Below are 26415 nucleotides of genomic sequence, written 5' to 3' on the forward strand. Positions count from 1 at the left end.
GGTGTCCTTATTGTTGTTATCGATCAGGGGTAACGGCAGCTCACTTCGGGCTGGTCGTAGCCCAGGCTGTCCATTTCATTGGTGGGGTGCAGAAAACCCTCCTGGGGCGAGGTGCTGACCAGCGCGCGGGGCTGGACCAGGGGAATCGGTTGGCGCAGTTGGCCGTTCCAGGGTCGGTAGCTGAGCTTGCGGCCCTTGAAACCGTCCAGGGGCAACTGGTCGCTGAGGGCCAGTTGGCGGATGGCGAACGGATCGTCCTGGCGCAGCTTGCTCACTGCACTGGCGATGCTGCGCACGGCGATCCAGGCCGCGAAGTCGCGGTCGTTCATCCAGCGTCCGGCCAGGGCTTCGAAGCGTTTTTGCAGCTGCGCCGCGCCGTAGGTTTCCACGGTCTTGTGCCAGGCGGTGGGGGTCAGGCCTTGGGTGCCGGCCACCGGGCGTGGGTACCAGGTCTGGTAGGGCACGTACTCGCCGAAGTCGCCGCGCTCGTCGGCGACCAGCACTACGTCGTATTCGGCGGTCTGGGTGAACAACGGCATGTCGGCCTGGGCGCTGCGGCGCTGGTCGTTGTCGAACTGCCAGGCTTTTTCCGCGACGATCTTCATGCCAAAGCGCTTCATGGCCCGGCGCAGGGCGGCGGCATAGGCCTGGTCCTCGGGTGTCTGGCCGACGATCAGCAAGGCCCGTTGCCATTTGCGCACCACGCTGAACTGCACCAGGGCATCGGCGAGCATGGCCCGGTCGGGGAGGCTGTGGAGCACGTTGCCCAGGCAATCGGTGGTGCGCAGTCTGTCGTCGGGGCTGCCGGCGTTGAACAGCAGGCTGTCGGGCAGGGCGGCGCTGAGCTGGCGCAGGCTCGCGGCTGGCGCATTGACCACGAACAACCGCAGGCCTTGGTCATGTTGGCTGCGGGCGGCCTGGAGCAGCGCTTCGGGGCTGTCGACGTTGGCGCTTTCCAGGCGGTAATCGTGCTTGAGAAAACGCCCGGTGCTGTTGCTGTCGATGATCGCCAGCTCGGCACCACGCAGCCCGGCGTCGGCAGGTTCGGCAATCACGTTGGACAGCAGCGGCCCCGGGTCGGGACGATAGCCCAGGTAGCCGATGCGCACTTGCAACGGCGCCGCATCGCCCGCCTGGACCATGGCCGGCAGCCAGCCACTGGCCGCAGCCAGCAGAGGGATCAGGGCGTAACTGAGAAGCCTGCGCATACCACCTCCATTGCCGGTAGCGCCAGCATAGGAAGCCTGTGGCCAAGGGGAAATATGCAGAAAGTACCGCCGGGGCAGTACCAAGGTAGTAAACCGCCGCCGGGGTTGGGGTTTTACGATGCAGGCAATCGTCATTCATCAGGAGCGGACAGATGGTGCGGATTCTCAAAGCCCTGCTTCTGCCGGCGTTGTTGGTCCTGAGCCTGATCGGGGTCGATCGGTTGTCTGGCAAGCAAGGAGCGTGCAGTGGACCTCAAATCTGCAAACACCCCAGTCCCCCTGTGGGAGCGAGCTTGCTCGCGACGACGGCATCCCATTCAACATCCCTATCGACTGAGCCACCGCTTTCGCGAACAAGCCCGCTCCCACAGGGGATTTGTGTCCGGCGTTGGGGATGTGACTCCATCCCGGCCATGGGCCGCTAACCATGTCAGCCCTCTGGCGAATCAACCTCTGGGTAACGGCGTTTTTCGCCCTGGTCACCCTGGCCTGCGCAGCCTTGCTGTTGCATCAGGCCATGGCCGATGTGAAGCGCGAACTGCAATCGGCCGAGTCCGTGGTGCATTACCTGCGCGAAACCGCCGAGCGTGACCCAGCCAGTCTCCAGCCGCGGCTGACCGGCAGCCTGCGGCATGTGCGTGTCCGTTGGCTGGCCCCTGGGGAGTTGCTCCCTGCGGATGCCGACGAGGGGCTGGAAGCCTGGCTCGGTCGTCGGTTACTGGCTGACGGCCCGGCGGCCCAAGTGGTGGATTTGCGTGATGGTCGGCGGGCCTGGATGGCGGTGGATCCTCGAGACGAAATCGAGGAAATCCTCGATTCATTGGTGCAGTTGCTGGGTGTCTGTGCCCTGGCGCTATTGCTCAGTTTGCTGGTGATTCGTTGGGCGGTGCGCCGGGGCATGCGCTTGCTGGATGACTTGCTGCACGCGCTGCGTCAGGTGTCCGCCGGCAATCTCCAGGTGCGCCTGCCGGCGGAAGGCGTCCCCGAGGCGCAGCAACTGGCAGGGCATTTCAATCGCATGACCGCCGCCCTGGCCCAGTCGCGGATCGATAACACCCGGCTGACCCAAGCGTTGCTGGCCGTGCAGGAACAGGAGCGCACTCAGTTGGCCCAGACCCTGCACGACGACCTCGGTCAATACGTGGCGGGTATTCGCGCCCGGGCCTGCCTGTTGCGCCTGGTGGTGGATCAGCCGCAGGTACTGGCGCAGACCGTCAGCCAGCTCGAGGATCATTGCGAACATCTGCAACAGGGGTTCCGCGCGCTGGTGCATGACCTGTATCCGGTGGTGCTACAGCACCTGCCGTTGGGCGAGGCCATCGGCTTGTTGGCCGGACAATGGCAGGCAACCCAGGGCATTGCCTGTCAGCTGCGGATCGACGAAGCGCTGCCGTCATTGTCGGGGCCGGACAAGACCCATCTGTATCGCTTGTTGCAGGAAGCCCTGACCAACGTTGCCCGCCATGCGGGCGCCACTGAGGTACGGATCCGCCTGCAACATCGCGCCGGGCGCCTGCGCTTGCTGGTGCGTGACAATGGCCGCGGTGCGGCGCAGCCCGCCCGTGCAGGCGTTGGCTTGCACTCGATGTCCGAACGGGCCCGCAGCCTGGGCGGCGAGCTGCGCATCATCAGCCAGGCTGGCGCCGGTTGGGCGCTGGCCTTGAATATTCCCCTGGAGGCGTGATGAACATCTTGTTGGTGGACGACCATGCGGTGGTTCGGCAGGGCTATGCCAGCCTTTTGCGGGCGCTGATGCCGGACTTGCAGGTACGGGAGGCGGCGACGGGCGAAGAGGCGTTGGGCCAGGTACAGGAACAAGTGCCGCACCTGGTGATCATGGACTTCGGCCTGCCCGGGATCAGCGGGTTGGAAACCACCCGACGGCTGCGCCAGCGCCTGCCGCAACTGCGGGTGTTGTTTTTCAGCATGCACGATGAGCTGCCGCTGGTCCGCCAGGCGCTGGACGCTGGTGCCGCCGGCTACCTGACCAAGAACTCTGCACCCCAGGTGCTGGTGGAAGCGGTACGGCGAGTGCTGGCCGGGCATGCCTACATCGAGCAGTCCCTGGCCACGCAATTGGCATGCACCAGCTCCCGGCACAACACCGACCCGCGCCTGCAATGCATGACCCAGCGTGAGCTGGAGATCTTCGTCATGCTCGCCAAGGGCACGCCTGCACGTACCATTGCCGAACAGCTGTGCATCAGCGCCAAGACCGTGTCCAACCACCTGACGCTGCTCAAGAGCAAGTTACAGGTCAGTTCCCATGCCGAGCTGGTGCATTTGGGGATTGATATGGGGGTGGTGCGGGTGGCGGGGTAGATCCCAGGTTCCACTGAATGATCCATTTGTGGCGAGGGGATTTATCCCCGTTGGGCTGCGAAGCAGCCCTGAAACAGCTCACTCAATGAACCTGACACCCCGAGTTGTCAGGCTTTGGGGCTGCTTCGCAGCCCAGCGGGGATAAATCCCCTCACCACAGGGTTGTGCGTGTCTCCGCAGACTTTACTGATCCCAAGACGTCGGGCAGCCGGTGCAGCCTTCCATATTCGCATCCTGGAAGTTCCCGTAGTGCTGGCGCGAGCCGCTCAAGTTGGCCTGTTCCAGGTTGCTTTCGCCGAGCTTGGCTTCTTGCAGGTTGGCGTCGCGCAGGTCGGCGCCTTTGAGGTCGGCCTTGCTCAGCCAGGCCATTTCCAGGTCGGCGGCCTGCAGGTTGGCATCGTGCAAGCGAGCACCGGACAGGCGAGCGAACTGAAGGTACGCAGCGCTCAGGTCGGCACGCTGGAACTGTGCGCCTTGGGCGAACAGGCCCCAACCCTGGATCGCCTTGAGCGTGGCACCGCTGAAGTCCGCCAGGCGCAGGTTGCTTTGTTGCAGGCTGGCACGGTTCAGGTTGGCGCCCTGCAACCGCGCTCGTTCCAGATTCGCCAGGTCCAACCGCGCGTGCCGCAGGTCGGCATCGCGCAGATCGGCACCGCTGAGGTTCATTTTGCGCAGGTCCTGGTTGGCCAGCCGGGCGCCCCGCAGGTTGGCGCCGGGGCATTGGCTGGATTCGGCGATGATGCAGCCGTTGATGGTAAGCGGGGTGTCGAGGTCGTCGGCGTTGGCAAAGGCGCCAACGAACAGAAGCAGCAGAGGCAGAAGTCTCATGACAGTAAACTCGGTTGGCTGTGGGAGCCTGCTCGCGATAGCGGTGGGACATTCAACATCACCGCTAACTGGTCCATCGCTTTCGCGAGCAAGCCCGCTCCCACATTTGATCTCGTTGGACACAGATGCTGTGCACACCATACAACCCCTGTGGGAGCGGGCTTGCTCGCGAAGGCGTCGGCACATTCAAAATCACTGCCAACTGAGCCACCGCCATCGCGAGCAAGCTCGCTCCCACAGGGGATTGTTGTATCGATCAGAATTCAGGTGGGATCGGGCTATTTCTGCGCTGTCGCCTTATCCCAACTCGGAATCTTGAACACCCAGAACGACCCGCCCTGGGCTACCGGCTTGGTCAGCTCAGCCATGTCACCGCCCCACAACGGTACGGCACCGCCATAGCCGACGGTCACGCCGATGTACTGCTCGCCGTCCTGCTCCCAGGTGATGGGCGGGGAGACGATGCCGCTGCCGGTCTGGAATTTCCACAGTTCCTGGCCGGTCTTGGCGTCGAAGGCCTTGAAGAAGCCGTCGCCGGTGCCGGTGAACACCAGGTTGCCCTTGGTCGCCAATACCCCGGCCCACAGCGGCAAAGGCTCCTTGTGCTCCCAGACCACCTTGCCGGTGGTGGGGTTCATCGCCCGCAGGCTGCCGACGTGATCGTCGTACATGCGCTTGATGCGAAAGCCCATGCCCAGGTAGGCCGAGCCCTTCTTGTAGTTCACTTCCTCGGTCCAGTATTCCTCTTTCCATTGGTTGCCCGGCACATAGAACAGCCCGGTGTCCTGGCTGTAGGCCATGGGGTTCCAGTTCTTGCCGCCGAGGAAGGGTGGCGAGACTTCCACCGGCTTGCCCTTGGTTTCGCCGGGCAATGGCTTGGCCGGACGCTGGCCGGGGTTTTCCACCGGGCGACCGGTCTTCAGGTCGATGTGGCTGGCCCAAGTGATGTTGTCGACGAAAGGGAACGCGTTCTGCAGCTTGCCGTTGTTGCGGTCCACCACGTAGAAGAAACCATTGCGGTCAGCGTGGGCGGTGGCCTTGACCACCTTGCCGTCCTTGTCCTTGTAGTCGAACAGCACCAGCTCGTTGTTGCCGGAGAAGTCCCAGGCATCGTTGGGCGTGTGCTGGTAGAACCACTTCACTTCGCCCGTGCTCGGGTCGACGCCGACCTGGCCGGAGGTGTAGAGGCTGTCGTAGTCGTGGGGGTTGCCATCCTTGGCCGTGCGGGCCCAGGTGTTCCATGGCCCGGGGTTGCCCGCGCCGACGATGATGGTGTTGGTCTCGGGATCGAAGCTGGCGCTCTGCCAAGGCGCGCCGCCGCCATGACTCCAGGCTTCGACCTTGCCGGTTTCGGTGGTCTTGTCGTCCGGCCAGGACGGTGCCTTGACGTCGCCGGTCGGGGTGCTGTCCTTGCCGTTGAGGCGGCCCATGTGGCCTTCGACGAAGGGCCGCATCCACACCTCTTCACCGGTTTCCGGGTCGCGGGCGAACAACTGCCCGACCACGCCGAACTCATCACCGGAACTGCCGTGGATCAACAGCACCTTGCCACTGGTCTTGTCCTTGATCAGCACCGGCGCCCCGGTCATGGTGTAGCCGCCGGCGTGGTCGCCGAACTTTTTGTTCCACACCACCTTGCCGGTGTTTTTATCCAGGGCGACCACGCGCGCGTCCAGCGTGCCGAAGTAGATCTTGTCGCCATAAATGGCCGCGCCGCGATTGACCACGTCGCAGCATGGACGAATGTTGTCCGGCAGCCGGTGGTTGTAGGTCCACAGGCGCTTGCCGGTCTTGGCGTCGAGGGCGAATACCCGCGAGTAGGAACCGGTGACGTACACCACGCCGTCGCTGACGATGGCCTGGGATTCCTGGCCGCGCTGCTTCTCGTCGCCGAACGAGTAGGACCAGGCCGGCGTGAGCTTGAACACGTTCTTGTCGTTGACCTGGGCCAGCGGGCTCCAGCGTTGGGCGTTGGTGCCCATGCCGTATTGCAGCACGTCCTTGGTGCTCAGGTGGTCGTTGGCGATGTCTTCCCAGGTGACCCCCGGAGTTGTGGCGGCGTTGGCGAGTGTGCCCAACGACAGGCTGCCGGCCAATAGCAAGGCGTGCACGGCAACGGTCAGGGGCGAGAGGGCAGGTTGCGTTTTTATTGTCATGGTGCAGTTCCCAGTGAAGGTTTTGGCCTGACTAGGTTGGGTCGCGGCGGGCCCGGCCGATACGGAAAAAGTCCCGCCCTTGCCGGGAAGACTTCCCGAACCGCCTGTCTTTACGACCCTCGTCGAATGACCCGATACCAAGGGAGTAGAGCGCGACCACCAAAGCAGCATTCGGCTGGGGCAGGGGGGTTCCTAAGATGACGGCACGGCTTCTTCACAGAGGTCTTGCGTGCAATCCAGAGGGCATAACAATGACAACAAAACGCAACGCCATCATCGCTACCGCATTGCTGATAGGGCTGACCGGCGCAGGCTCCGTATGGGCCCATGGCAACGTAGTGCCCCAGGCAGTGGAAACCAAGGGATTGACCCCGATCAAGGACACCAACCTGCCGCTGGACGGTGATGGTTGGGCCGCCCAGAACCCCTATCGCAGTTCCCCCGAGCGTGACAAAGCCATAGAAATCGGCGCTTCGGCCTATAACCAGAACTGCGCCGCGTGCCACGGCCTGGAAGCCAAGTCCGGCGGGATTGCCCCGGACCTGCGGATGCTGGACGCCGCCGAAGCCGGGGATGAATGGTTCGTCGAGCGCGTACGTCACGGCGCGGTGCGCGACGGCCGGGTCTACATGCCGAAAATGGCCGACTACCTGAGCCAGGAAGCCCTGTGGGCGGTGCGCACCTATCTCGACAGCGTGCACGTCGAGGAGTGATCGCCATGCGCCTGTTCGCATGGGTAATCTGCAGCCTGCTGCTGTTCAGCCAGGCGGTACAGGCGCAGGTGCGCAGCTACGACGAGATGATCGCCGCCGGTGAGTTGAAGGTGGCGGTCTACAAGGATTTCGCCCCTTACAGTTTTGAAGACAACGGCCAACCCAGGGGCGTGGACGTGGAGCTGGCCCAGGCGCTGGCCAAAGCGCTTGGCGTGCGCCTGCAATTGATCTGGGCGCCGCCGGGAGAAAAACTCGATGACGACCTGCGCGATTACATCTGGCGCAGCAGTCCGTTGCACGACCGGCAATTGGCCGACCTGATGATGCGCGTGCCCTACGATCACGACTACGTGCAAAAGCGCAATGACATCGGTGAGTTGGCCAATGCCCAGGTGGTGATGTTCGGGCCTTATCAGCAGGAATGCTGGCAGGTGGCATACGACCGCCGTCGACTGGACTCGGTGGGCAGCGTCGCGGTGTTCCAACAGCACCCGATTGGCGTGGAAGTCGACAGCGTGCCGTCGTTCTACCTGACGTCGGTGTTCAACGGCATGCTCAGCGCCAAGACACGTCATTACCCGGGTGTCAGCCAGGCCTTCAGCGCCATGCAGGCTGGCGAGGTCGACGCGGTCATGGCCATGCGCGGGGAAATCGACTGGCAGGTCCACAAGGCTGCCGATCCGCAACTGGCGCTGGCGGAAAATGCTTACCCGAACATGGGCAAGCAACGGTGGGAAATCGGCATGGCGGTGCATGAAAGCAACCGACAGCTGGCCTATGCGGTGGAAGAAGCGCTGGAAGGTTTGATCCGCGATGGCAGCGTCAAGAGTGTCTACGCCCATTACGGCCTGCGTTACGAAGTGCCCGAGATGTATCAATAGGAGCGCAGGAATGAAATGGGTCGTGTGGTGCCTGCTGGGGTGCGGCCTGCCGTTGATCGCGTTGGCGGCGGCCGAACCGGGCCAGGATCCGGTGCCTTCGGTGATGTGGGCCTTCTACCACAAGCAACTGCTGGGCGACGCACCGTTCGTGTTCGACGACCGGGTCCGATTGCTGGCGCCACCCTTTGCCGAAGATGCGCGCCAGGTACCGCTGGAAATCGATGCCCGGGCCTTCACCGGTGACGTGGTGCGGGTGCTGGCCTGGGCCGAGTTGAACCCTTTGCCGAAAATCGTCGACTTCCAACCGGGGGAGCGGGTGCTGCCCTGGTTGTCGATCCGCATTCGTATCGAACAAGCCACGCCACTGCGCGCTGCGGTACAGACCCGTGATGGCCTGTGGCACGTCGGCTCGACCCTGATCGACGCGGCCGGTGGCGGCTGCACCGCACCCAGCGTGGTACGCACCCAGCCGGGTTGGGAGGAACACCTGGGCGAAGTGCTCGGCGCCCGTTATCCCCGTGGTGACACCAGTCGCCTGCGCCTGCAGGTGGCCCATCCGATGGATAACGGCCTGGTGAGCGGCATCCCTGAGTTCTTCCTCAACCAGGCCCAACTGCTGGACGCCGACGGCCAGGTGCTGGCGCGCCTTGAGTTGTTCCCGGCGGTCAGTGAAAACCCCAACCTGGGCTTCGACATCCAAGGCCCCGGGCAGACCCGCCTGTTGCTGCGCGACAACAGCGGCAACACGTTCGAGGCGGCGATTCCCTGACCACAAGGAGCGCGCCATGCGCTGGTTGCTGCTGATTTTCATGAGCCTGTGCGGGCCCACCTGGGCCAATACCGACTATGCACTCAAGCCCCGGCAGATCGCCGAGGGCACCTGGCTGCTGGAAGGCAGCACCGAGAACTTCGCCAAGGCCAACGGCGGCAATATCGTCAACACTGCTTTCATCGTCACCGATGCCGGTGTGGTGGTGATCGATACCGGCCCATCGAAGCGCTACGGCGAGGCCTTGCGCCAGGCCATCGCGGCGACCACGGATAAGCCGGTGATCCAGGTGCTGCTGACCCATCATCACCCCGACCATGTGCTGGGCAACCAAGCCTTCAGCGACGTGCCCATCGGGGCCTTGGCGGGGACCACGGAGCTGCTGCGCCAGCAGGGCGACGCCATGGCGGAGAATATGTACCGGCTGGTAGGTGACTGGATGCGCGGCACCGAGGTGGTGCTGCCTACCCAAGTATTGACGCCCGGTGTGCTCAAGGTCGGCAATCACGCATTGCGGCTGCTGCAACTGGCCGGGCACACCGGGGCCGACCTGGCGATCCTCGACGAAACCACGGGCGTGCTGTTCGCCGGCGACCTGGTGTTCTACGAACGCGCCCTGACCACCCCCAACAGCCCGGGGCTGGAGGTCTGGCTCAACGACCTCGACACCCTGCAAGCTTTGCCCTGGAAGCAGATCGTGCCTGGCCACGGCCCAGTGGCGACTGACGCCCAGCCCTTTGCGCAGATGCGCGATTACCTGGGCTGGCTCGACCAACTGATGCGCGACGGCGCGGCCCGGGGCGACGACATGGCCGAGATGATCCGCAGCCCTATCCCCGAACGCTTCGCCGGGATCAGCCTGAGCCGCTATGAACTGATTCGCAGTGTCAGCCATCTCTATCCGCGCTACGAGCGCGCGGGGATGAGGCGGGTGGATGCCCAGCCTCGATAGTCCTGGCTGTATGAAGTCCCTGTGGCGAGGGGATTTATCCCCGTTGGGCTGCGAAGCAGCCCCCTGAGTCAGTTCAGTCACCCAATAGTCACCAAAACCGAAGGGCCGCTTCGCGCCCCAGCGGGGATAAATCCCCTCGCCACAAATAACTCACATGTACCAAGGAACTAGAAAACTCAACACAGCGGGCAATTGTTGCCGGCGGCCCTGGGGCCAAGAATCTGCGACAGACCGGGAAAATTTCCCGGGTATAACAATAACCGCAGAGGTAGCCGTCATGAGTCATCCCGCACGTCGCCAACCGTTCGCCGTGAGCCTGCTGCTCAGTGCCATGCTGCTGTCCGGTTCGGCCCTGGCCGCCGTGACCGATCAGGAAATTCTCCAGGACCCGAAGAACCCCGAGCAGATCGTGACCAATGGCCTGGGCGTCCAGGGCCAGCGCTACAGCCCGCTTGCCACCCTCAACACCGACAACGTCAAGGACCTGCGGCCGGTCTGGGCGTTTTCCTTCGGTGGTGAAAAGCAGCGCGGTCAGCAAGCCCAGCCGATGATCAAGGACGGGGTGATGTACCTCACCGGTTCCTATTCTCGGGTGTTTGCCGTGGATGCGCGCACCGGCAAGAAACTGTGGCAGTACGATGCGCGTCTGCCCGATGACATCCGCCCTTGCTGCGACGTGATCAACCGTGGCGTAGCGCTGTACGGCGACCTGGTGTTCTTCGGTACCCTCGACGCCAAGCTGGTGGCCCTGAACAAGGACACCGGCAAAGTAGTGTGGAGCAAGAAGGTCGCCGACCACAAGGAAGGTTATTCCATCAGCGCCGCACCGCTGATCGTCAACGGCAAGCTGATCACGGGCGTGGCCGGTGGCGAGTTCGGTGTGGTGGGGCAGATCAGCGCCTACGATCCGAAGAACGGCGAACTGCTGTGGACCCGCCCAACCGTGGAAGGCCACATGGGCTACGTCTACAAGGACGGCAAGGCCGTCGAGAATGGCATTTCCGGCGGCGAGGCGGGCAAGACCTGGCCGGGCGACCTCTGGAAAACCGGCGGTGCCGCACCCTGGCTTGGCGGTTACTACGACCCGGAAACCAACCTGCTGCTGTTCGGCACCGGCAACCCGGCGCCGTGGAACTCCCACCTGCGCCCTGGCGACAACCTCTATTCCTCATCGCGTCTGGCCTTGAACCCGGACGACGGCACCATCAAATGGCACTTCCAGAGCACGCCGCACGACGGCTGGGACTATGACGGCGTCAACGAGCTGATCTCGTTCAACTACAAGGAAGGCGGCAAGGAGATCAAGGCGGCCGCGACCGCCGACCGTAACGGCTTCTTCTACGTGCTCGATCGCACCAACGGCAAGTTCATCCGTGGCTTCCCGTTTGTCGACAAGATCACCTGGGCCACTGGCCTGGACAAGGACGGCCGGCCGATCTACAACGAGGCCAGCCGTCCGGGCGCACCGGGCAGTGAAGCCAAGGGCAGCTCGGTGTTCGTCGCACCGGCGTTCCTCGGCGCGAAAAACTGGATGCCGATGGCCTACAGCCAGGACACCGGGCTGTTCTACGTGCCGTCCAACGAATGGGGCATGGACATCTGGAACGAAGGCATCGCCTACAAGAAAGGCGCGGCGTTCCTCGGCGCTGGCTTCACCATCAAGCCGCTGAACGAAGATTACATCGGCGTGCTGCGGGCCATCGATCCGAAGACCGGCAAGGAAGTCTGGCGCCACAAGAACTTCGCGCCGCTGTGGGGCGGAGTACTGACCACCAAGGGCAACCTGGTGTTCACCGGCACGCCTGAAGGTTTCCTGCAGGCCTTCAACGCCAAGACCGGGGAAAAGGTCTGGGAATTCCAGACTGGCTCCGGCGTGCTCGGTTCGCCCATCACCTGGGAAATGGACGGCGAGCAATACGTCTCCGTGGTCTCTGGCTGGGGCGGCGCCGTACCGTTGTGGGGCGGCGAGGTGGCTAAGCGCGTGAAGGACTTCAACCAGGGCGGGATGCTCTGGACCTTCAAGTTGCCGAAGGATCTGGTGGCCAAGCACTGAGTTGAATGGGCCGGGCGCGGTCCTTGTGGCGAGGGGATTTATCCCCGCTCGAGTGCGCAGCGCTCGCAGAAAATTTGGGGCCGCTTCGCAGCCCAGCGGGGATAAATCCCCTCGCCACAAGGACCGCGCCCATAGTTGGTCCTCGCATCCCGGAAATTCAAAATCTACGACCAAATAACGAGAGCCCCCCTGCCAACGACGCATTCGTCCGCCGCGCGGGGCTCTCTACCATCGGTCTATCGCCTGTCCCGCGACAGGCATCGACCAGGCAGAGGCCCATCATGATCTACGCACAACCCGGAACTCCAGGCGCCGTCGTTTCCTTCAAACCGCGCTATGGCAATTTCATCGGCGGCGAATTCGTCGCACCGGTCAATGGCGAGTACTTCACCAACACGTCGCCGGTCAACGGCGAAGTCATCGCCGAATTCCCGCGCTCCGGCGCCGCTGACATCGAAAAAGCCCTGGATGCCGCCCATGCCGCCGCCGACGCCTGGGGCAAGACCTCGGTGCAGGACCGTTCCCTGGCGCTGTTGAAAATCGCCGACCGCATCGAGCAGTACCTGGAAGTCCTCGCCGTCGCTGAAACCTGGGACAACGGCAAGGCCGTGCGCGAAACCCTCAATGCCGATGTTCCGCTGTCGGCCGACCATTTCCGTTATTTCGCCGGTTGCATCCGCGCCCAAGAGGGTGGGGCTGCCGAGATCAACGAACTGACCGCGGCCTATCACTTTCACGAGCCGCTGGGCGTGGTCGGGCAGATCATCCCGTGGAACTTCCCGCTGCTGATGGCCGCCTGGAAACTCGCCCCGGCCCTGGCCGCCGGTAACTGCATCGTGCTCAAGCCGGCGGAGCAGACGCCGCTGTCGATCACCGTATTCATGGAGCTGATCGCTGATCTGCTGCCGGCCGGTGTGTTGAACATCGTCCATGGTTTCGGTCGCGAGGCCGGCGAAGCCCTGGCCACCAGCAAGCGCATCGCCAAGATCGCCTTCACCGGTTCCACCCCGATCGGCTCGCACATCATGAAATGCGCCGCCGAGAACATCATCCCGTCCACCGTGGAGCTGGGCGGCAAGTCGCCGAACATCTTCTTCGAAGACATCATGCAGGCCGAACCGGCGTTCATCGAAAAAGCCGCTGAAGGCCTGGTGCTGGCGTTCTTCAACCAGGGCGAAGTCTGCACCTGCCCATCCCGGGCGCTGGTACAGGAGTCGATCTATGTGCCGTTCATGGCCGAGGTCATGAAGAAAATCGCCAAGATCAAGCGTGGCAATCCGCTGGACACCGACACCATGGTCGGTGCCCAGGCTTCCCAGCAGCAGTACGACAAGATTCTTTCGTATCTGGAAATTGCTCGGGAAGAGGGTGCCGAACTGCTCACCGGCGGTGCGGCCGAGCACCTGGAAGGGGACTTGTCGAGCGGCTACTACATCCAGCCGACCCTGCTCAAGGGCCACAACAAAATGCGCGTGTTCCAGGAAGAAATCTTCGGCCCGGTGGTGGGCGTCACCACCTTCAAGGACGAAGCCGAAGCCCTGGCCATCGCCAACGACACCGAATTTGGCTTGGGTGCCGGCCTGTGGACCCGCGACATCAACCGCGCCTACCGCATGGGCCGGGCGATCAAGGCCGGTCGCGTGTGGACCAACTGCTACCACTTGTACCCGGCCCACGCCGCGTTCGGTGGTTACAAGAAGTCCGGCGTCGGCCGCGAAACCCACAAGATGATGCTCGATCACTACCAGCAGACCAAGAACCTGCTGGTGAGCTACGACATCAATCCGTTGGGCTTCTTCTAACCCGAAAACAGCATTGCACCCTGTGGGAGCGAGCTTGCTCGCGATGAGGCCAGGACATTCAGCCTTGATGTTGCTGATCGACCGCTATCGCGAGCAAGCTCGCTCCCACATTTGGATGTCTGTGATTGCAGCATTGCTACCAACGCACCCCATCCACCGCTTCGAAAGTAGCATTCGAGCCTTGGACGGGGCATGCATTAATGACCTTGCCGGAATCGCCCGGTACAAGAAGAGGAAAGACCCATGTGGACTAAACCCGCGTTTACCGACCTGCGTATTGGCTTTGAAGTGACGATGTACTTCGCCAACCGATGAGTGCTAGCCCGGCCTGAGGCATTCAGGCCGGGCTACCCATTGGTCTGATTGCAATCACGGTAGGATGCTTTAGGCTCAGGGTATCCCAAGACAATAACAACAGGCTTACCGATGAGCCACGCACCTGAAAAGATGAGCCTCAGTCCACTGCGCAAGTTCGTTTCCCCCGAAATCATGTTTGGTGCCGGCTGCCGGCACAATGTCGGCAATTACGCCAAGACGTTTGGCGCACGCAAGGTGCTGATCGTCACCGATCCCGGCGTGATCGCTGCCGGATGGGTGGCCGATGTCGAGGCCAGCCTCCAGGCCCAGGCCATCGACTACTGTATCTACAGCGCCGTCTCGCCCAATCCCCGGGTCGAAGAAGTCATGCTCGGTGCCGAGGTGTACCGGGAGAACCATTGCGACGTCATCGTCGCGGTCGGCGGTGGTAGCCCGATGGATTGCGGCAAAGGCATCGGTATTGTCGTTGCCCACGGCCGCAATATCCTCGAGTTCGAAGGCGTCGACACCCTGACTGTGCCCAGCCCGCCGCTGATCCTGATTCCCACCACCGCCGGCACCTCGGCCGATGTGTCGCAGTTCGTGATCATCTCCAACCAGCAAGAGCGCATGAAGTTTTCCATCGTCAGCAAGGCGGCGGTACCGGACGTGTCGCTGATCGACCCGGAAACCACCCTGAGCATGGACCCGTTCCTGTCGGCCTGTACCGGCATCGATGCGCTGGTGCATGCCATCGAGGCGTTCGTGTCCACCGGTCACGGCCCGTTGACCGATCCCCATGCGCTGGAGGCGATGCGCCTGATCAACGGCAACCTGGTGCAAATGATTGCCAACCCGGCGGACGTCGCCCTGCGGGAAAAAATCATGCTCGGCAGCATGCAGGCCGGGCTGGCGTTCTCTAACGCGATCCTCGGCGCGGTGCACGCGATGTCCCACAGCCTGGGTGGGTTCCTGGATTTGCCCCATGGCTTGTGCAACGCGGTGTTGGTGGAGCACGTGGTGGCCTTCAACTACAACTCGGCTCCCGAACGCTTCAAGGTCATCGCCGAGACGCTGGGCATCGATTGCCGTGGGCTCAATCATCGGCAGATTCGTACCCGCCTGGTGGAACACCTGATTGCCCTCAAGCACACCATCGGTTTCCACGAAACCCTGGGCCTGCACGGGGTGAGCACCTCGGACATCCCGTTCCTGTCGCAACATGCGATGCACGACCCGTGCATCCTCACCAACCCTCGGGAGTCGAGTCAGCGGGATGTCGAGGTCGTTTATGGCGAAGCCCTCTGACGAGCAGCAAAAAGCCTTGGAGGGGCTGCTGGGGCTGGGCAATCACTCGACGCGCAAGAGCCACTATCCGGAGTTGGCGGCGCGCCTCGATGAGCTGGAGCAGGCCCGGCAACACCTGCAACAGCTCAACGATCAATTGGAACAACGGGTGGCCGAGCGCACTGACGCGCTGCTGGAGGCCAACCACAACTTGCAGCAGCAGATCGCCCAGCGCGAGTTGATCGAGCAGCAGTTGCGCGATGCCCGCGACGCCGCACAGGCGGCCAATCGCAGCAAGGACAAATACCTGGCGGCCGCCAGCCATGACCTGTTGCAACCGCTCAACGCCGCACGCCTGCTGATCGCCACCTTGCGCGAGCGCTCGCTGCCGACTTCCGAGCAGGTGCTGGTGGAACGTACCCATCAGGCCCTCGAAGGTGCCGAGGACTTGCTCACTGACCTGCTGGACATTTCCCGGCTGGACCAGGCAGCGGTCAAGCCCGACCTGGCCCCGTATCGGCTGGACGAGTTGCTGGCGCCGCTGGTGTCGGAGTTCCAATCGGTGGCCGGCGCCGCAGGCCTGGAGCTGCGGGCGCATTTTGGCGACGAAGCGATCATGACGGACCTGCGCCTGATGACCCGCATCCTGCGCAACCTGCTCAGCAATGCCTGTCGCTACACCGCCCAAGGTGGCGTTCTCCTGGCCGCCCGGCGCCGGGGAGGGCAGTTGAGCCTGGAAGTCTGGGACACCGGCCGGGGCATTGCCGCCGACTGCCTGGAGTCGATATTCCTGGAGTTCAACCAACTGGATGTGGGGCGGGCGGCGGATCGCAAAGGCGTCGGCCTGGGCCTGGCGATTGTCGAGCGCATCGCCCATATCCTCGGCTATCGGGTCCAGGTGCGTTCCCGGCCGGGGCGCGGCTCGGTGTTCAGCATTCAGGTGCCGCTGTCAGCCGAAAGACCGCCGTCCCTCTCCCAGATACCCGTACAAGCAGTTGCCGGCAACCCGCTGCCGGGCCGCCGCCTGCTGGTGATCGACAATGAACTGAGCATTTTGCAAAGCATGGCCGCGTTGCTGGGGCAGTGGGGCTGCGAGGTGTTGACCGCCACCGACGAGGCGGGCGCCTTTGATGTGCTGCAAGGTCGCGCGCCGGAACTGATCCTGGCGGATTTTCACCTGGATCATGGGGTGGTGGGGTGTGAGGTGGTCAAACACCTGCGCGAGCATTTTCATCAGGCGATCCCGGCTGTGATCATCACCGCCGACCGCAGCGACCAGTGCCGCCGCGCCCTGCGCAAATTGGGGGCGCCGTTGCTGAACAAACCGCTCAAGCCCGGCAAGTTACGGGCGGTGTTGAGCCAGATGCTCGGGTAGCGTGAAATTTAAGTGGAACAGCATGTTCCTGCGGCTCCGTGGCCGGTTAAACGTCAAGCGGAGCCATCAAAATGACTTTGTTTACCCAGTGTTTTTGTCAGGAATGTCAAAAAGGGGCTTCGGTCTGTTTATTTCCTTATGTAAACTCCCCCCGCTGCGACAATCGGGCACGGCCACGCCGGGCCCGATGACGACCGTTTTGCAGTGTCCCTCACCCAGCTGAAGCCAAGACCTACAAGAAGTCAGCGCCGGAGAGACATAAACGTGAGGCCGACGATTGCTCGGCCCTGTAGGTCCACCCTCAGTTCATCTCTATACGCCATGCGGCCTTGCCGGCCATGGGCGTCATCATTGATCAGGACTGCTGGGCGGAATGGCGTTCTACCTAGGGATACACACATGTTGAAGAAAACACACACGGCGCTACTGGGCCTGGCGATGGCGATGGGTCTTGCGACCACGCACGCCGCCGAGGCAAAAAAAGTGGATGTCTTGCTCATTGGTGGGGGCATTATGAGCTCGACACTCGGCGTCTGGCTCAATGAGCTGGAGCCGGGTTGGACCATGGAAATGGTCGAGCGCCTGGACGGTGTTGCCGAAGAGAGCTCCAACGGCTGGAACAACGCCGGTACCGGCCACTCCGCGCTGGCCGAGCTGAACTACACGCCGGAAGACAAGAACGGCAAGGTCGATATCTCCAAGGCCATCGAAATCAACGAGGCCTTCCAGATCTCCCGTCAGTTCTGGTCCTGGCAGGTCAAGAACGGTGTGCTGAAGAACCCGCGCTCGTTCATCAACTCCACGCCGCACATGAGTTTCCTGTGGGGTGACGAGAACATCGCATTCCTGAAGAAGCGCTACGAAGCCCTTCAGGCCAGTCCTTTGTTCGCTGGCATGCAGTACTCCGAAGATCGCGAGCAGATCAGCAAGTGGGTGCCGCTGATGATGCAAGGGCGTGACCCGAGCCAGAAAGTCGCGGCCACCTGGAGTCCCTTGGGCACCGACGTGAACTTCGGCGAAATCACCCGCCAGTTCGCGGCTTACCTGCAAACCAAGCCGAATTTCTCCCTCAAGCTGTCCAGCGAAGTGGAAGACATCACCCGTAACGAAGACGGCACCTGGCGCGTTTCGTACAAGAACCTCAAGGACGGTACCGAAACCGAGACCGACGCCAAGTTCGTGTTCATCGGCGCCGGTGGCGGTGCCTTGCACCTGTTGCAGAAGTCGGACATTCCGGAAGCCCGTGAGTATGCAGGTTTCCCGGTAGGCGGCTCGTTCCTGGTCACCGAAAACCCGACTGTCGCCCAATTGCATCTGGCTAAGGCCTATGGCAAGGCTTCGGTCGGCGCACCGCCGATGTCGGTTCCGCACTTGGATACCCGCGTGCTCGACGGCAAGCGTGTGATTCTGTTTGGTCCGTTCGCGACTTTCTCCACCAAGTTCCTGAAGAACGGTTCGTACTTTGATCTGCTGACCAGCACCACCACCCATAACGTGTGGCCAATGACCAAGGTCGGTATTGAACAGTACCCTCTGGTCGAGTACCTGGCCGGTCAGCTGATGCTGTCGGACGAAGACCGCTTCAACGCCCTGAAGGAATACTTCCCGGAGGCCAAGCAGGAAGATTGGCGCCTGTGGCAGGCCGGCCAGCGCGTGCAGATCATCAAGCGTGACGAAGAGAAGGGCGGCGTCCTGAAACTCGGCACCGAAGTGGTCGCGTCCCAAGACGGCAGCATCGCCGGCCTGCTGGGTGCCTCGCCAGGCGCCTCGACCGCCGCGCCGATCATGCTGACCGTGCTTGAGAAAGTCTTCAAGGACAAGGTCGCCAGCCCGGCCTGGCAGGAAAAACTGCACCAGATCGTGCCGAGCTACGGCACCAAGCTCAACGACAGCCCCGAGCGTGTGGCTCAGGAGTGGGCGTACACCAGCGAAGTCCTGCAACTGGACCCGCCACCGGCGATCGGTAAGCCAGGCGCCACCGCGGCCCCGGCCAAACCGGGCGCAGCACGCGAAGCTGACCCAGCGGCTGACATGGCGCTGTAAACCGGACGCTGTCTGGTGATGGACAAGAACGCCGCTCAATGAGCGGCGTTCTTTATTGGGGGCAGCCGCGGGCCCCTAATGGGGGAGCGAGCTTGCTCGCGATGACGGCGGATCAGTCAACCTCAATGCTCAGCCTGTCCCACCTGCGAAGTACCCCCGCAACCCTGCCGAAATCGCTGATCAAAGTCCTCCGCCAACCGGGCCAGGGTAATCCCTCCCAAACGCTTGAGCAGCAATGCCTGGGCCTCATCGAACGCATCCGTCAGCGCTGCATTCACCGCTTGCTCCACCAGACACTGCGGATGATCGGTGGACAGGCCGATGGCGAAGATCGACGTGCTGCCCAAGGCTTGGTGGATGTCGAGCAAGGTCATTTCCGACAGCGGTTTGGCCAGGGTCCAGCCGCCGCGATGGCCTTTCTCCGACGTGACGTAACCCTGCTCCTTGAGCAGGGCCATGGTCCGGCGCACCACCACCGGGTTGGTGCCGAGCATCTGCGCGAGGGTGTCGGAGGTGGCGGATTGTTGATGACGATCCATGTGGATCAGCACATGAAGCATGCGGGACAGGCGAGTGTCGGTTCTCATGATCGTTGCGTGTTCTTTGACTGAGGCAGGGGCGAGTATCGCCTGTAATTGCAAAAGTTACGAGATCGTTGACAGAGGGTTTTCAAGGAACTTACGATGTGTCGAGACTTCTCGATTCTTTTGAAACCACCCACGGAGAACGATCATGCGCTACGACGTCATCATTGCAGGCGGCAGCTACGCCGGTATGTCCGCCGCTCTTCAACTGGCCCGGGCCCGGCGCAAGGTGTTGGTGATCGATGCCGGCCAGCGTCGCAATCGGTTCGCCGCCACCTCCCATGGCTTTCTTGGGCAGGACGGTCGGGCTCCCGCAGACATCGCCGAAGATGCCCGTGCCCAGCTCATGGCTTACCCGACGGTGGAATGGGTGTCGGACACGCTGGTCAGTGCTTGCAAGGAGGCGCAGGGCTTCACCCTGGAAACCGCCCGCGGCCAGCGTTACAGCGCTCTGCGCCTGTTGTTGGCGACGGGGGTGATCGATGATCTGCCGGAAGTGGAAGGGCTGGCGCAGCGCTGGGGCAAAAGCGTGTTCCATTGTCCTTACTGCCACGGCTATGAGCTGGAGCAAGGGCCCATCGGCGTGTTGGCGACCTCGGAAATGTCGCTGCACCATGCCTTGATGCTTCCAGACTGGGGCCCGACCACATTTTTCACCCATGGCGTCTTCGAGCCGGACCCTGAGCAGCGCGCTAGCCTGGAACGACGCGGGGTAACGATCGTGCCAGAGCGCGTCGAACGCATCGAAGGCGACCGCGCCAACGTCGTGTTGGCCAATGGCCGGGTAGTGGCCATCGATGGCCTGTTCGTCCTGCCCCGCACGCGAGTCGCCAGCCCATTGGCCGCGTCGTTGGGCTGTGAGTTCGAAGACGGGCCGATGGGGGCCTTCATCCAGACGGACATGACCCGCGAAACCAACGTGCCAGGGGTGTTTGCCTGTGGCGACGCGGCCATGCCTTTCGGGTCGGTCGCGTTGGCTGTCGGCGACGGGGTGAGGGCGGGGTCAGGCGTGCATCGATCGTTGATCTTCAGTACGCACTGAACAGGTTCGCTCCCACATTTTTGTCGCGGCACCAAACCCTGTGGGAGCGAGCTTGCTCGCGATAGCGGTGGCCCAGCCACCGCAGATTGAGCCGTCCCGCGTAAAGCTATTGGGTACCAAACATCGCCGTCCAATAGATCCCCGCATCACTTTTCGGATCGGTCGCGTACCCGGCGCCCAACTCGCGGAACTGTGGGTTCATCAGGTTGGCGCAGTGCCCGGGGCTGGCCAGCCAGCCGTCTACCACTTTCAAGGCGGTGTCCTGCCCGGCGGCAATGTTCTCGCCGACCAACTGGCCGAGATAGCCGGCCAGTTCGGCCCGGTCACCCGGCATGCGGCCATCGCGGTCCTTGTGGTCGAAGAAGTTGTTGTTGGCCATGGCCCGGGTGTGCGTCACCGCCGCCAGGGCCAGGGTACCGTTCCAGGCCAGTGGCGTTGTGGCCGTGAACGTTTCGGTGCCGCAACGGCGTGGCTGCGAGCGGGCGCTGTTGATCAGCTTCAGCAGTTTCTGGCCTTCGCCTTGCCAGTCCCCCAGGCGCGCCGACAGCAGAGGACGCGCCAGCACGATTCGCCATTCGCGATCCAGGCGGCTGACGCCGACGTCGACGAACTGCGGATCCAGTACCACCTGGCAGAAACTTTCCTGCACGGCCTTCATCGCGGCTTGCGCATCTCGTGGCCCGGACAGGCTGATGGCCTGCACGTTGACCATTGGATAGGCCGTGCGCGCCAGCGCCTGTTGCAGGTCGCCGATGCCATTGGCCGACAGGATCAGTCGTGAATCCATCGCCAGCGGCGGCAACTCCAGAGAGGCCTGGCCCGCGCAGCTTTGGGACTGGCTACGGTAGAGGTTGATGGATTCGACCAGCTGCGTCTCTTCGGTGGCCGCGGCGTCGACGGCGAATGCCAGGCCCAGTGACAGCACGGCAAGCCGCATGGCGGATGAAATGGCACGCATGTAAATCTCCCTTGAGCGGACGGCGCCTATGATGCGCAATTTTTGCCCCGCTGGGGCAACGGTATTCACGCTCTCTTGAAATCCCTTGGAACGGCACCGCTGGGTACCGTTCGGGACAATCCTCAAGTAGTGGGATCAATTTTCAAGCAAATAAGTCCATTTCCGTCGTTTCAAGGCCCTAAAACCGCAAATTATCAGCTCATCCAGTTCCCGCCATCGACGTTGTAGGTCTGCGCCACCACATATTCACTCTCTGCCGAGGCCAGGAAAATCGCCATGCCAGTGAGGTCGTCCGCGGTCCCCATCCGGCCATAAGGCACTTGCTGGCCGACCTGGCGCTTCTTTTCCCCCGGCGGCAGGTTTTCATGCTGGGCAAACAGCGCATCCACGCCGTCCCAATGCTCGCCATCCACCACACCGGGCGCGATGGCGTTGACGTTGATCCGATGCTTGATCAAATCCAGTCCGGCGGACTGGGTGAGGCTGATCACCGCTGCCTTGGTGGCGCAGTAGACGCCTACCAAGGCCTCACCACGCCGGCCAGCCTGGCTTGCCATGTTGATGATTTTGCCGCCATGCCCCTGACGGATCATCTGCCGGGCCACGGCTTGCAGCGTGAACAGGGTGCCGGCGACGTTGATGGAAAACAGCCGCTCGTAGCTCTGGCGGGTGATTTCCACGATGGGCGCCAGGTCAAACAACGCCGCGTTATTGATCAGGATATCCAGCTTGCCGACCCGGGCCACAACCGCGTCGATGGCTTGGTCGATGGAGGCCTGGTCGGTCACGTCCATTTTTACCGCGTAGGCGCCGGCACCCAGCTCGGCGGCGGTGGCCTGGGCCCGTTCAAGGTCGATATCGGCAATCGCTACCGTCGCACCTTCGTTGATGTAGGCCTGGGCGAATGTCCTGCCGATACCACGGGCCGCACCGGTCACCAGCGCACTTTTCCCTTCCAGTCGTTTCATGGGGTTGTCCTGTCTTCAGTTGTATCAATAAGGAAATAGGGCCCTTGTGCCGAGGCCAGCGCCTGTTCCACCGGGTGAGGGTGGTGGTGGGGCGTCTTCAATGGCCAGCCGATTACAGCAGCGCACCTGAATGCGGACAAACGCAGGGAGGATGCTTCGCTGGTACTTTTTTAACCTCGGCCCGGGGCGGACATCCGGGTTAAAAAAGTATCAGTGGGCGGTCAGGTCAACACTGGCGACCGCTGTGTCCCCGGCGTAAGGTGCTGCCTATAACGCTAAGAGAGGCGCGACATGTCCGATCACAGAACGCCTTTGTTCGAGCAGCGACCAGCCGAACTGGAAGTTATCCTGCCCGAGCCCGAGCACAGTTTTCGCTGGTACGAGCACGACTATCCCTATCCGCTGGCGCGCTGGAATCATCATCCTGAGTTTGAAATCCACCTGATCCGCCAGGGCAGCGGAAAACTGTTGGCAGGTGACTACATCGGCCCGTTCGGCCCCGGCCATGTGGCGATGATCGGCCCGGACCTGCCCCATGACTGGATGGGCGACCTGGCGCCGGGCGAGCACCTGGCCGGGCGCGATGTAGTGTTGCAATTCGACGGCGCCACCTTGCTGACCCTGCGCCGGACCCTGCCCGAGCTGGGGGATTTGCAGGCACTGTTCGAACGGGCGCGGCGCGGTTTGGCCTTCAGCGGCGACACCGCCGTCAACGCCGCGAGCCTGCTCGAGGCCATTGGCCCGGCGCAGGGGTTGGGGCGGCTGGCGCTGTTCCTGCAACTGCTCGAGACCCTCAGTAACGCCCCGCAAGAGGATGCCGTGTGCCTGGCGAGCCCGTGCTACGCGCCCACCCTGGATGCCCGCAGTTCAGAACGCATTCACAAAGCTTTCGAGTACCTGCAGGCTGAGCTCACCGGCGACCTGCGTCTGTCGGTGATTGCCCGGCAACTGGACATGAGCGAACCGGGCTTCTCGCGGTTCTTCAAACGCATCACCGGGCACGGTTTCATCGACCTGATGCGCAAGCTGCGGGTCCAACGCGCCTGCCGCTTGCTGCTGCAAAGTGAAATGCCGGTGACCGATATCTGCTTTGAGGTGGGCTACAACAACCTCTCCAACTTCAACCGGCACTTTCGCATCGAGATGAACCAGACGCCCAGTGAGTATCGTCGGGGCGCCTTGTCGTTGACTTGAAGCTGCATGCTTCAACGCGCAGCCTGCGCCTCACCCACCGTCACCGCACGAGCCATCACGCTGATTGCCGCCACGGCTGCAATCAACAGCCCGGGCGATGTCGCCAGCAACACGCCGGTGGTTCCCGCCCCGGCAGCCAGGATCTGCCCTGCGGCCAGAGGCCCGGCGACCGAACCCAGGCGCCCAATGGCAACCGCAGCACCCACACCCGTCGCCCGCACAGCCGTGGGATAGGCGGGCGGTGCCAATGCGTACAACACCAGTTGCGCCGCCATGACGAACAACCCGGCGGCAAACCCGGCGATGGCCATCGGCACGATGCCGACCGACAACCCGACCCCGGCCAGGGCGCTGAGCAGCCCGGCATAAACGAACAGCACCACCTTGAGGCCGTTGCAGCGGTCCAGCAACAGGCCTCCGAGCAACGAGCCCAGGGTTCCGCCAATGTTGAACAGCATCTGCACCAGACCGGCCTGGGGCCTGCTGAAGCCTTGTTCCAGCAGCAACGACGGCAGCCAGTTGAGCAACATGTACATGACCGTCAGGGTGAAAAAGTAGCTCAGCCAAAGGGCCAGGGTGGTGCGGCCTCGACCTTCGCCGAACAGCGCCTGGCCGGTTGAGCTGCGAGCCTCGCCGCCGACATCCCGGGCCTGGCGAAAGGCGCTGGACTCAGGAAGCCACAACACCATCAGTGGCACGACCAGCAACGGCGCCAGCCCGCCGATGAAAAACGTCATTTGCCAGTGCTCGCCAAACAGCATGGCGACCACGGCCGCCAACGCTCCCCCCAACGGAACCCCCGCATACATCACGCTGATGGCCGTGCCGCGACGTTGCTCCCCCACGGCTTCGGCACACAGGGCAATGAGGTTGGGCAGGGCGGCGCCCAAGCCCAGGCCGGTCATGAAACGCACCAGCAGCAGGCTGGAAAAATGCTCGACATAAGCGGTGCTGAGGGAGAACACACCGAACAACAAGACGGCGGCGATGAGGATTTTCTTGCGGCCGATGCGATCGGCGATCCAGCCGCCGAAGAACGCCCCAGGCAGCAGCCCGATGATCCCGGCACTGAAGACCCAGCCCATCATTTTCGGGTCCAGGGTAAACGTCTGCCGCAAGCCTGCGGCGGCGGTGCCGGCTGACTGCAGGTCGAAACCCTCGATCAGCGCAACGATAAAACACAGGGCGATGGTCAGCGTCGCACGACGCGCCGGACGGTTCATGGCAAATCCCTCTTATTGTTTTTGTCTGGAACACAGGTTGGGTAGAAACCTGTGGGCCTGATTTAGATTAACAAAGCTAACTAAAAAATGAATCGGAACGGTTTAAAGACTCTGACGGCCTAAATTATCAACAAAATCAGTTGGTTGTTACCTAAAAGTGAAAGAATTTGAAAATTAGATAATGATATTAATGTTCGATTATCGAACATCCTGGTTGACGAAGTATCCGCGACATTTCCATTCTCCTTCCCCAGGGCCCATCCCTCAGGTATTGCGCCCGATCAAAAACAACAACAATAAATGGATATCGAACATGCCAAACCTTGCGCGGGTCACCCTTGCGGCGACCCCTGTTGCACCGCTCGTTCAACTGCTGGCCTGCCTTGGATTGAGCCTGGGTTCCAGCGCGTTGTGGGCAGAAGGATTCATCGACGACAGCCACGGCACCCTGACCCTGCGTAATTACTACATGGACCGCGACTACAAGGACGACGGTGCCAAGACCGCGGCACGGGAATGGGCCCAGGGTGTGTTCATGAACATGGAATCGGGATTTACCCCGGGTACAGTCGGGTTCGGCCTGGACGTCCGTGGTTTGCTGGGAATCAAGCTTGATTCATCGCCGGATCGCAGTGGCACTGAGTTGTTGCCGGTGTCCAGCAGCGACAAGCGTGCCGCCGATGAGTATTCGCGCCTGGCGTTGACCGGCAAGTTGCGCTTCGGCCAGACCACCGTGAAGACCGGCGATGTGTCGATTTTCCTGCCGTTTGCCTTCGCCAGCCCGTCACGCCTGCTGCCGCAGACCTTTCGCGGGACGACGCTCAGTTCCAAGGACATCGACGGATTGACGTTGAACACCGGCTACATCGACCGCATCAACCGCCGCGATTCCACCGACTACCAGCCGATGAGCATTGCGTCACCCAATCGCCGTTTCAATGGCGCGGCGACTTCGTCTCACATGGCCTATGTGGGGGGCGACTATCAGGTCAACAAAGACCTCAGCCTGCGGGCCTACCACGCCGAAGTGGCAGACCTGTACCAGCAAAATACCCTGGCGTTGCTGCATAACCTGCCCTTGGGCGACGGCGTGTTGACCACCGACCTGCGCAGCTTTTTCAGTGACGAAGAGGGCGCCGCCAAGGCCGGCAAGGTGGATAACCGCAATGTTTCGGCGCTGGTCGGCTATCGCTTGGGTGGGCATCGCGTGAGCCTGGGCTATATGCATGCCAGTGGCGATACGGCCACGCCTTATGTGTCCGGCACCGAGTTGATGGGCTTGAGCGAGATGACCATGAGCTCGGATTTTCTCAATGCCAAGGAACGCACCTGGCAGGCGATCCATGACTATGACTTTGCCGCCGTGGGCGTACCAGGCCTGAGGACTCGGCTGCGTTACGTGCGCGGTGATCACATCGAGCTGGCGGCTTTCAATGCCGAGGATCGCAAGGAGCGGGAATTCCAGATGGAGCTGGGGTACGTGATCCAGAGCGGCCCGCTGAAAAACGTGGGGCTGCTGGCGCGCAAGTCGATCTATCGCAACAACTTCCCGGGAACGGCGGCCTTTCGCGATGAGAACCAGACTCGGTTCCTGGTGACCTACAGTGTGCCGATCTGGTGATGCATTGCTGGGCGAAGGGGGGTGAAGCGGGGGACATAGTGGCTCTTGTGGCGAGGGGATTTATCCCCGTTGGACTGCGCAGCAGTCCCTCAAACGGCTACCCCGGCACATCAGATTGATCGCGGAGCCTGGATTGGGG

Annotated in this window: 22 protein-coding genes; 15 read left to right on the forward strand and 7 right to left on the reverse strand. The window is 62.5% G+C overall.

Going from position 1 to position 26415, the window contains the following annotated elements; all coding sequences use genetic code 11:
• Positions 1-23 precede the first annotated feature (23 nt).
• The gene (locus LOY70_RS14235) at positions 24-1208 is read right to left on the reverse strand and encodes an ABC transporter substrate-binding protein (RefSeq protein WP_265037669.1); all 1185 of its coding nucleotides are present in this window, start codon (positions 1206-1208) and stop codon (positions 24-26) included.
• A gap of 427 nt (positions 1209-1635) precedes the next feature.
• Here LOY70_RS14235 and LOY70_RS14240 point away from each other — a divergent pair, with 427 nt between their 5' ends.
• A complete protein-coding gene (locus LOY70_RS14240; RefSeq protein WP_265037670.1) occupies positions 1636-2892 on the forward strand; it encodes a histidine kinase in 1257 nt (418 codons plus the stop codon).
• Positions 2892-3530: a response regulator transcription factor gene (locus LOY70_RS14245; RefSeq protein WP_265037671.1), complete on the forward strand. Its 639-nt coding sequence runs from the start codon at positions 2892-2894 to the stop codon at positions 3528-3530. The genes LOY70_RS14240 and LOY70_RS14245 overlap by 1 nt, the downstream gene beginning before the upstream one ends.
• A gap of 183 nt (positions 3531-3713) precedes the next feature.
• On the opposite strand, the gene LOY70_RS14250 is transcribed toward LOY70_RS14245, so the two are convergent.
• Together LOY70_RS14250 and exaA are read right to left on the reverse strand one after the other, a co-directional pair.
• Complete coding sequence (locus LOY70_RS14250; protein WP_265037672.1) at positions 3714-4358, reverse strand: pentapeptide repeat-containing protein; 645 nt, start codon at positions 4356-4358, stop codon at positions 3714-3716.
• Between the two features lie 278 nt (positions 4359-4636).
• Positions 4637-6514, reverse strand: a complete 1878-nt coding sequence (gene exaA, locus LOY70_RS14255; protein WP_265037673.1) for a quinoprotein ethanol dehydrogenase — start codon at positions 6512-6514, stop codon at positions 4637-4639.
• 251 nt (positions 6515-6765) lie between these two features.
• On the opposite strand from exaA, the gene pedF reads away from it, so the two are divergent.
• From pedF to mqo, 10 genes are all read left to right on the forward strand, one after another.
• Positions 6766-7227 (forward strand): cytochrome c-550 PedF, encoded by a 462-nt coding sequence (gene pedF, locus LOY70_RS14260; RefSeq protein WP_123344050.1) that lies wholly within the window; start codon positions 6766-6768, stop codon positions 7225-7227.
• Between the two features lie 5 nt (positions 7228-7232).
• Positions 7233-8108 carry a substrate-binding periplasmic protein gene (locus LOY70_RS14265; protein ID WP_265037674.1) on the forward strand — a complete coding sequence of 292 codons (876 nt, stop codon included), beginning with the start codon at positions 7233-7235 and terminating at the stop codon, positions 8106-8108.
• A gap of 10 nt (positions 8109-8118) precedes the next feature.
• Positions 8119-8877 (forward strand): quinoprotein dehydrogenase-associated SoxYZ-like carrier, encoded by a 759-nt coding sequence (locus LOY70_RS14270; RefSeq protein ID WP_265037675.1) that lies wholly within the window; start codon positions 8119-8121, stop codon positions 8875-8877.
• Between the two features lie 16 nt (positions 8878-8893).
• Positions 8894-9829 (forward strand): quinoprotein relay system zinc metallohydrolase 1, encoded by a 936-nt coding sequence (locus tag LOY70_RS14275; RefSeq protein WP_265037676.1) that lies wholly within the window; start codon positions 8894-8896, stop codon positions 9827-9829.
• Between the two features lie 277 nt (positions 9830-10106).
• On the forward strand, positions 10107-11882 hold the full coding sequence (locus tag LOY70_RS14280) for a PQQ-dependent methanol/ethanol family dehydrogenase (protein ID WP_265037677.1): 1776 nt from the start codon (positions 10107-10109) through the stop codon (positions 11880-11882).
• 281 nt (positions 11883-12163) lie between these two features.
• Complete coding sequence (locus tag LOY70_RS14285; RefSeq protein ID WP_265037678.1) at positions 12164-13684, forward strand: aldehyde dehydrogenase family protein; 1521 nt, start codon at positions 12164-12166, stop codon at positions 13682-13684.
• Between the two features lie 243 nt (positions 13685-13927).
• Positions 13928-13999, forward strand: a complete 72-nt coding sequence (pqqA, locus tag LOY70_RS14290; protein WP_003253598.1) for a pyrroloquinoline quinone precursor peptide PqqA — start codon at positions 13928-13930, stop codon at positions 13997-13999.
• A gap of 132 nt (positions 14000-14131) precedes the next feature.
• Complete coding sequence (gene ercA, locus LOY70_RS14295; RefSeq protein WP_265038057.1) at positions 14132-15289, forward strand: alcohol dehydrogenase-like regulatory protein ErcA; 1158 nt, start codon at positions 14132-14134, stop codon at positions 15287-15289.
• Positions 15273-16643, forward strand: coding sequence for a hybrid sensor histidine kinase/response regulator (locus LOY70_RS14300; RefSeq protein WP_265037679.1), 1371 nt, complete (start codon positions 15273-15275; stop codon positions 16641-16643). The genes ercA and LOY70_RS14300 overlap by 17 nt, the downstream gene beginning before the upstream one ends.
• 399 nt (positions 16644-17042) lie before the next feature.
• Positions 17043-18686 carry a malate dehydrogenase (quinone) gene (gene mqo, locus LOY70_RS14305; RefSeq protein WP_265037680.1) on the forward strand — a complete coding sequence of 548 codons (1644 nt, stop codon included), beginning with the start codon at positions 17043-17045 and terminating at the stop codon, positions 18684-18686.
• 122 nt (positions 18687-18808) lie between these two features.
• Here the strand turns inward: mqo and LOY70_RS14310 are convergent, their stop codons facing one another.
• The gene (locus tag LOY70_RS14310; protein ID WP_265037681.1) at positions 18809-19273 is read right to left on the reverse strand and encodes an Rrf2 family transcriptional regulator; all 465 of its coding nucleotides are present in this window, start codon (positions 19271-19273) and stop codon (positions 18809-18811) included.
• Positions 19274-19418: 145 nt separating this feature from the next.
• Here LOY70_RS14310 and LOY70_RS14315 point away from each other — a divergent pair, with 145 nt between their 5' ends.
• The gene (locus LOY70_RS14315; RefSeq protein ID WP_265037682.1) at positions 19419-20312 is read left to right on the forward strand and encodes an NAD(P)/FAD-dependent oxidoreductase; all 894 of its coding nucleotides are present in this window, start codon (positions 19419-19421) and stop codon (positions 20310-20312) included.
• 106 nt (positions 20313-20418) lie between these two features.
• Here the strand turns inward: LOY70_RS14315 and LOY70_RS14320 are convergent, their stop codons facing one another.
• On the reverse strand, positions 20419-21270 hold the full coding sequence (locus LOY70_RS14320) for a CAP domain-containing protein (RefSeq protein WP_265037683.1): 852 nt from the start codon (positions 21268-21270) through the stop codon (positions 20419-20421).
• Between the two features lie 194 nt (positions 21271-21464).
• Complete coding sequence (locus LOY70_RS14325) at positions 21465-22238, reverse strand: L-iditol 2-dehydrogenase (RefSeq protein WP_265037684.1); 774 nt, start codon at positions 22236-22238, stop codon at positions 21465-21467.
• A gap of 291 nt (positions 22239-22529) precedes the next feature.
• On the opposite strand from LOY70_RS14325, the gene LOY70_RS14330 reads away from it, so the two are divergent.
• Entirely contained in the window at positions 22530-23432 is a 903-nt protein-coding gene (locus tag LOY70_RS14330) for an AraC family transcriptional regulator (protein WP_265037685.1), read from the forward strand.
• Between the two features lie 11 nt (positions 23433-23443).
• Here LOY70_RS14330 and mhpT read toward each other — a convergent pair whose 3' ends face one another.
• On the reverse strand, positions 23444-24655 hold the full coding sequence (gene mhpT, locus LOY70_RS14335; RefSeq protein WP_265037686.1) for a 3-(3-hydroxy-phenyl)propionate transporter MhpT: 1212 nt from the start codon (positions 24653-24655) through the stop codon (positions 23444-23446).
• Between the two features lie 313 nt (positions 24656-24968).
• Between mhpT and LOY70_RS14340 the strand changes: the two genes are divergently transcribed.
• Positions 24969-26276, forward strand: coding sequence for an OprD family porin (locus LOY70_RS14340; protein WP_265037687.1), 1308 nt, complete (start codon positions 24969-24971; stop codon positions 26274-26276).
• The last annotated feature ends 139 nt before the right edge of the window (positions 26277-26415 follow it).

It is taken from the genome of Pseudomonas sp. B21-054, from assembly GCF_026016345.1.
GTDB lineage: Bacteria > Pseudomonadota > Gammaproteobacteria > Pseudomonadales > Pseudomonadaceae > Aquipseudomonas.